A 6,607-nucleotide genomic window follows, 5' to 3' on the forward strand; every position below is an offset into this window, starting at 1 on the left:
AGGAACTCCGGTCAGCATCCCTCGATTGCACCAACTGCGCGCCAACCCGATGCAGACGACGTGCGTCACATAGTGCATGGCAACCAGACATAGATCGTCACGCAAATCAAGTAGTTCACGCTCACACCGGTCAACTTCGCGATCAAGTTCCAAGCGCAGTTCGCGCGGACGCAAGTACGGTCGCAAAGCGCAGCAGGAAGTCCGTACCGAGATGCACCATATGCGGTCCGGGAAACACCCGGTAAAAAACCGCAAGCAGGCCATTGCAATCGGACTTTCAAAAGCTCGACAGAAGGGCGCTAAGGTCCCACGTAAACGCCGTAGCTCAAGATAGGAGAAACGAAATGGCAACCCGAAGGTCCAGCAGTCGTTCCAGCCGCAGCAGTGGACGCAGCGGCAGCAGAAGCCGCAGCTCCGGAAGCAGCCGACGGTCGGCGAGCAGCCGTTCGCGCCGTGCAGGCGCTCGTGGAACCAGCAGCCGCTCGGCGAGCAGCCGTCGTCGCACCACAAACACCCGTTCGCGTACGCGTCGCGGGGCAGGCAGCACCGGTCGCAGGGAACAAGGCGAAGAAGCCGCTTAATCGAATTCCATCTGTGCGGCTTCGAAAAAGGTAAGCCGCACAGATCCACAGTGGTGCGGCGAGTCGAAAGCTTACGCTCGCTCGTAGGCGTGTTTTTTTTCGATTTCTTCGAGAGCGCATTTCATCTCAGCCTCAATGGTGTTCGCTTGCGCAAGCAGGCCGTCGGAGGCTTCAGCGTGCTCGTCCTGCAACCGAATCAGGCGTGTGGCCGCGAGCGAAGACGCCACTTCCAGGATGTGCTCCCGAGTAGTATCGAGGTACAGCAGGTCAACTGGGTCTGCCAGCCAAGTCCTGCCGCCCGTTTGGGTAAGCTTGCTATTCCAATAGACCTTACGACGGATAAATGTGGTGAGCTGGCGGTCGTCAGCGTGTCCGAATGCCCAACGTTTGCGTCGTTGATCGTAATGGCGGCTGGAAAATTGCAGCGGCACCAGCTTGCTCGATTTTAAAAATTCCAACTGCTGCGTGTCCGCCTCTTTGCGCAACGCATTGATGACTGGAGCTTCTGCATCTTTCGGCTCCAGCGACGGCAAGGTCTCGCGTACCGTCTGAGTCAAATTCACCGCCACCTTGGCATTCAGGCCAGGGGTGTTCTCAACATAAATCTCGGCGTGTAGAACATAAAAGTCAGCACCTGAGGTTGAGCGGTGGAACGGCCAGTGCAGGATGAACGAAAGCGGCAAACCCGCGAGGGTAATGTATAGCTGCTTCTGGTCGGCGTGCTGCGCTTGGCCTTGTAAGCTGTCTTGGGTTGTCAATCCTGGTTCCCCCAAATTCGTTCGCCTGAATTCGGCAGCTATTCTAAATGTTTGAGCGAGAACTGTAGAAGTGCGGCCGATTTCGCGGTTCTGATCCACTGATATATGGGATTCGGCTCTGTAGAGTCGCCATGAGTTGTCGTTAGTCGGGTGAAACCGAATTCGCGTCCCACATGTTACTTTCTTGATTCTGCTGGATTGCAGCCTCATTCTGGATGTTAACTAGTTAGGTACTCCATGCGCCTTCCTACCACTCGAACCCGATTCTCGAAGGAATTTGTGAAACTTGAGTTCGCGATGATGGCTCCGCTAGGCTTGCCTTCCACTTTTTGCAACTTTGATTCGTGGCGAATCTGGTTCCCACTGCGTACTTGTCCAGGCAAGGAATACGCCCGCAGAGAATTGATTTACCCTGAGATCCGAAAGCCATGGAGCCAACCCGCATCGCCGACCTGCTTACTCCATTTCTAGGCTCAAACTCATTGAGGGCTGAACAACTGGAGGCCCTCCGACGTTATCTCGAGTTGCTGACGCGCTGGAATGCGCGTATGAACCTCACCGCGGTGCGCGACGAAGAAGGTATAGTGACGCGGCACTTTGGCGAGTCGCTGTTCGCGGCGGCGCAGTTATTTCCGTCAGCCAAGTCCTCCGCCAATCGCATGAGCGCAGGAAATGCTGCGACTCAGCCGGGACCACGGGTGATTGACTTGGGATCGGGCGCCGGCTTCCCAGGAGTGCCGCTAAAAATTTATTGCTCGTCGCTTCGCCTGACGCTGGTCGAGTCGAATCAGAAGAAAGCGACGTTCCTGCGTGAGGTAATCCGCGCGTTGCAGTTGCGCGATGCCGATGTTTTTGCCGGACGCGGGGAAGAACTGACCACGGCCACGACCCAGCCACACTTCGGGATCCCGCCAGAGGTAGTTACCATGCGGGCGGTAGAGCGGTTTGAATCAGCATTGCCGGTTGCAGGTGAACTGGCGCGGATGCCCGGTGCGAATCCAAAGTCGCGCCTGGCACTGCTCGTGGGAAAGGCACAGTTGCCTCGAGTGAACGAGCTCGCTCCCGAGTTCAGTTGGGGGTCGCCGATCCCGGTGCCGCAGTCGAAAGAGCGAGTGCTGGTGGTTGGAACCAGCATCGTTGGATGAACCAAAGAAGTAACAAGTGGGAGATGGCGCATTCCATAGCGGGATTGGTAGCGCTCTAACGCACTGCGCTCGGGTTACGCGAGCCTCGAGTGGGAAATCGGATTGAGCGAATCAAGTTAATCAACACCTCTTTGCAATGCGGAGCCTGCGTTCAACAGCTTTTCTCATCTGATCGGAGACGATTTATGTTCCACGTGGAACAATGATCCGGCTACGCCAAAGGCCTGCTTCGCAAGCGAAGCTGCGCAGCCGAGGGCGGCTGCGCCCACGCAGTCCGTGCAACTGCAAAGTTTCTGCCCAATGTTCCACGTGGAACATTCACCCGCATTCTTCAATTGTGTTGCAGATTTCGACACAATTCTTGGTTTTGCACAAAAATGATTATTGAAACCGAAAACTGAGTCGAGTACTCTGCGCTTAACTCTGGTTCTCCTCAAAACTAAATGGGACGCGTAATCGCGATTGCCAACCAGAAAGGTGGCGTAGGAAAGACCACTACGTCCATAAACCTGGCCGCCTCTTTAGCCGCGGCCGAAGTCAACACATTACTCATAGATTGCGATCCGCAATCCAATGCCAGCAGCGGGCTGGGATTCGCCAAGGATCCGGACCGCATTAGCACCTACGACGTGCTTATGGGCATGGCCAGCGCGGAAGAGGCGCTGCAGAAGCTTGAACTCGAACAGCTCTGGGTAATTCCTGCGCACAAAAACCTGATTGGTGCCAACCTGGAATTGATTTCAGAAGAGCGGCGGGAATTCCGCCTGCGGGACGCTCTCGAGCCTCTGCGCGCGCGTTTTCAATTCATCGTTCTGGATTGTCCTCCGGCCCTCGATCTGCTTACCCTGAACGCCTTGGTCGCGGCCGATTCAGTGCTGGTTCCCATGCAGGCGGAGTATTTCGCGCTGGAAGGGGTTAGCGAGCTGCTGGACACGGTCAGTCGCGTCAAAGAGAGTTTTAACCCACGCTTGGAGATCGAAGGCGTAGTGCTGACCATGTTTGACGAGCGCACCAACCTCGCCCAGCAAGTGACGGCCGAACTGCGCAAATATTTTGGCAAGCAACTCTGCCGTGCCAGAATCCCGCGCAATGTCCGCCTGGCTGAGGCTCCCAGCCACGGCAAACCGGCGCTGCTCTATGACGTGCGGTCCCGCGGTTCTGAAAGTTATATTCGTCTGGCCAAAGAGATCCTGGATGGCGAAGCCAAACGAGGGGTGCGAGTCGGCACACCGATAGAGGTGCCCTTGGGGGACGACTCTCCGGGAACCGAAGCCGCGGAAACGACCATGGCTCCCGAGGCTCCGACCGAGGCTTTACCGGGGAATGAGTCTGCCGCCGCAGCCGAGCCAGTGGTGCAGGTCGAAGCAGCGGGAGTGGATGCCACGCCCGTTGATCCCGCTCTTGGTGATGTCGCACCTGTCATAGAAACCGTCCTTGAACCCGCGCTTCCAGCCGAGTTGGCGACTGCGGTCTCTGAGCATCGCGATTGGTGATCTCACTCGCGCGCTCGCCGAACCAGTTTTGATATTAACCACTAAGTACACAGGCAGACACAATGACGACAATCGTGGAGAAGCGTAAAGCCCTGGGTCGCGGGCTAGAATCTTTGTTGCCGGGGAGAGTTCGGCCCGTAAGTACCCCGCCGGTGGTTGCTCCGGTTGCAGTGGCGCTGCCGCCGGTTACGCCGAAGCCGGCCCCGACCTCGGGCGATGGCTTGCGCGAAATCGCACTGGATGCGATTGAAAAAAATCCTTATCAGACTCGCGGATCGCTGCCCGAGCAGCAGCTGGCGGAGCTGGTGGCCTCGATTGCAGCCACGGGAGTAGTGCAACCTATCGTGGTACGACCTATTCCCGGTGGCCGCTTCCAGCTTATCGCCGGACAGCGGCGCTGGGAGGCTTCCCGCCGGGCGGGAAAAGTCAGTATTCCCGCAGTGGTGCGCCAGGTCTCAGACCAGCAGGCGATGGAGATGACTATCATCGAAAACTTGCAGCGCCAAGACCTGAACACCCTGGAGCAGGCCCGCGCCTTTGAACGACTGGGCCGCGAGTTTGGGTTGACGCAGGAGCAGATGGCGCAGCGCACCGGTATCGATCGCACGACGGTTTCGAATTATGTGCGCCTGCTGAAGCTGCCGGTAGGAGTCCAGGCGCTGATCGAGCAGGAAAAAATCAGCTTTGGTCATGCGAAAGTATTGCTGTCACTAGATTCGCCTGACACCATCACGCAAATGGCTGCGAAGCTGGTGGAGGAAGAACTTTCAGTTCGCGCCTTGGAAGAACTGATCTTCCGAACTGAACACCCGGCGCACAAAGAGACCAAAGAGCGATTCGTGGATCCCAATGTCCGCGAGGCCCAAATGGAATTGGAGCGGTCGCTCGGGGTACGGGTGCAGATCCGGGACCGCAGCGGCAAAGGCAAGATCATTATTGAATATAAGACGCTCGAAGATTTCGACCGCGTGTTGGATGTGATGGGGGCAAAGAACTAGCCCGTTATAGAATTCTTCCTCTCCTCTAGACGATCCATGGGCGTCCAAGCCCGCCTCACTCAAAGTGTGGCTGCTATAATCGAAAATTGTCCCTCGTGAAGAAATCGCGACTAATACGCTCCACCACCGTACTTTGCGTGCGCCGGGACGGGAATGTGGTGATGGCTGGCGATGGCCAGGTCACGCTGGGTGAGGGCGTGGTGAAGCATAGCGCGCGAAAGATTCGGCGCCTTTACCAGGACAAAATTCTCGCCGGATTTGCCGGCTCAACCGCCGATGCTTTCTCTCTTTTTAGCCGTTTCGAGGCCAAGCTGGAGCAGTATCATGGGAACATCGGCCGCGCCGCTGTCGAGCTTGCCAAGGACTGGCGTACGGACAAATATCTCAGACACCTCGAGGCGCTGCTGTTAGTTTCTGACCATACTCAGACTTTTCTGCTCAGCGGCCAGGGAGATGTGATTGAACCCGATGGTGGTATTGCTGCGATCGGCAGCGGCGGCCCATATGCCTCGGCGGCGGCCCAGGCTTTGGCTGACCATACCAAGCTTTCGGCCCGGCAGATCGCGGAGCAGGCGATGAAAATTGCCAGCAAGATGTGCATTTACACCAATGACCAGATTACGATTGAGGAGCTGGCAGCGGGTGCGGCAGCCGAGGCCAAGAAGGGCTGAAACTTCGCGTCATTAATCTTTTGTGATGGCAATCTATTTACCTTCGACTGCGGAAGAAGAACAACAGCTCGTACTCGATGAGCTAACACCTCGCGAGATCGTGGTTGAGCTGGATAAGTACGTGGTTGGCCAGCACTCCGCCAAACGCGCGGTCGCGATTGCGCTCCGCAACCGCATGCGCCGGCAAAAGCTGACGCCAGATTTGGCCGAAGAAATTATCCCCAAGAACATCATCATGATTGGCCCCACCGGCGTGGGAAAGACGGAAATCGCCCGTCGCCTGGCCAAGCTGACTAACTCCCCATTTCTGAAGGTCGAGGCGTCGAAATTCACCGAAGTCGGCTACGTGGGCCGCGATGTGGAATCCATGATTCGCGATCTGGTGGAGATTGCGATTGATATGGTCCGCGAAGAAAAGCTGGAAGACGTTGCCGATAAGGCCGAGATGAACGCGGAGGAGCGTGTCCTTGACTTGCTACTGCCTCCGACTGCCGGGCGCGCCGGCGACGGCGGAGGCGGCGTCGTGCTGGAAGCAAACTCGGGATCGCTCGCCGAATCGGCGTCGCGCACACGCGAGAAATTGAGGCAGCAACTGCGCGAGGGCAAGCTGGATGAGCGCCTGGTAGAGCTCGAGGTCCGGGAAAAATCTTTTCCCGCCTTCGAGATTGTGTCCAATCAGGGCGTCGAGGAGATGGACATCAATGTGAAGGACATGCTGCCCAACATCTTTGGCCAGCGCACCAAGAAGCGGAAGATGAAGGTCAGCGAGGCCTTCGAATACCTGATCCAAGAGGAAGAGCAGCGCCTGATTGACATGGACCAGGTCACCCGCGTGGCAATCGATCGGGTCGAAAACTCAGGAATCATATTTCTCGATGAGATCGACAAGATTGCCGGCCGGGAAAGCGGCCATGGTCCCGACGTTTCCCGCGAGGGTGTGCAGCGGGATATCTTGCCCATC

At 57.1% G+C, this 6,607-nt stretch carries 8 protein-coding genes; 6 read left to right on the top strand and 2 right to left on the bottom strand.

What is annotated here, in order from left to right; genetic code table 11:
- Positions 1 to 76: 76 nt before the first annotated feature.
- Complete coding sequence (locus VFA76_12050; protein ID HZR32569.1) at positions 77 to 334, top strand: DUF6496 domain-containing protein; 258 nt, start codon at positions 77 to 79, stop codon at positions 332 to 334.
- Here the strand turns inward: VFA76_12050 and VFA76_12055 are convergent.
- Complete coding sequence (locus VFA76_12055; GenBank protein ID HZR32570.1) at positions 326 to 505, bottom strand: hypothetical protein; 180 nt, start codon at positions 503 to 505, stop codon at positions 326 to 328. The genes VFA76_12050 and VFA76_12055 overlap by 9 nt on opposite strands.
- A 147-nt stretch (positions 506 to 652) precedes the next feature.
- Positions 653 to 1,339, bottom strand: a complete 687-nt coding sequence (locus VFA76_12060) for a hypothetical protein (GenBank protein HZR32571.1) — start codon at positions 1,337 to 1,339, stop codon at positions 653 to 655.
- Between the two features lie 428 nt (positions 1,340 to 1,767).
- On the opposite strand from VFA76_12060, the gene rsmG reads away from it, so the two are divergent.
- From rsmG to hslU, 5 genes are all read left to right on the top strand, one after another.
- The gene (gene rsmG / locus VFA76_12065) at positions 1,768 to 2,484 is read left to right on the top strand and encodes a 16S rRNA (guanine(527)-N(7))-methyltransferase RsmG (protein ID HZR32572.1); all 717 of its coding nucleotides are present in this window, start codon (positions 1,768 to 1,770) and stop codon (positions 2,482 to 2,484) included.
- 443 nt (positions 2,485 to 2,927) lie between these two features.
- A complete protein-coding gene (locus VFA76_12070; GenBank protein ID HZR32573.1) occupies positions 2,928 to 3,977 on the top strand; it encodes a ParA family protein in 1,050 nt (349 codons plus the stop codon).
- Positions 3,978 to 4,039: 62 nt separating this feature from the next.
- Entirely contained in the window at positions 4,040 to 4,975 is a 936-nt protein-coding gene (locus VFA76_12075) for a ParB/RepB/Spo0J family partition protein (protein HZR32574.1), read from the top strand.
- Positions 4,976 to 5,070: 95 nt separating this feature from the next.
- On the top strand, positions 5,071 to 5,646 hold the full coding sequence (gene hslV / locus VFA76_12080) for an ATP-dependent protease subunit HslV (GenBank protein ID HZR32575.1): 576 nt from the start codon (positions 5,071 to 5,073) through the stop codon (positions 5,644 to 5,646).
- Positions 5,647 to 5,671: 25 nt separating this feature from the next.
- Positions 5,672 to 6,607, top strand: a 936-nt coding sequence (gene hslU / locus VFA76_12085) for an ATP-dependent protease ATPase subunit HslU (protein HZR32576.1), incomplete at its 3' end; no start/stop codon positions are given.

The sequence above is a fragment of the Terriglobales bacterium genome, from assembly GCA_035651655.1.
Classification (GTDB): domain Bacteria; phylum Acidobacteriota; class Terriglobia; order Terriglobales; family Acidobacteriaceae; genus DASRFG01.

What these genes read in the sequence shown, in the direction of transcription:
- VFA76_12075 (HZR32574.1), top strand. Translation starts at nt 4,040, where the DNA reads ATGACGACAATCGTGGAGAAGCGTAAAGCCCTGGGTCGCGGGCTAGAA.
- VFA76_12070 (HZR32573.1), top strand. Translation starts at nt 2,928, where the DNA reads ATGGGACGCGTAATCGCGATTGCCAACCAGAAAGGTGGCGTAGGAAAG.
- VFA76_12050 (HZR32569.1), top strand. Translation starts at nt 77, where the DNA reads ATGGCAACCAGACATAGATCGTCACGCAAATCAAGTAGTTCACGCTCA.
- rsmG (HZR32572.1), top strand. Translation starts at nt 1,768, where the DNA reads ATGGAGCCAACCCGCATCGCCGACCTGCTTACTCCATTTCTAGGCTCA.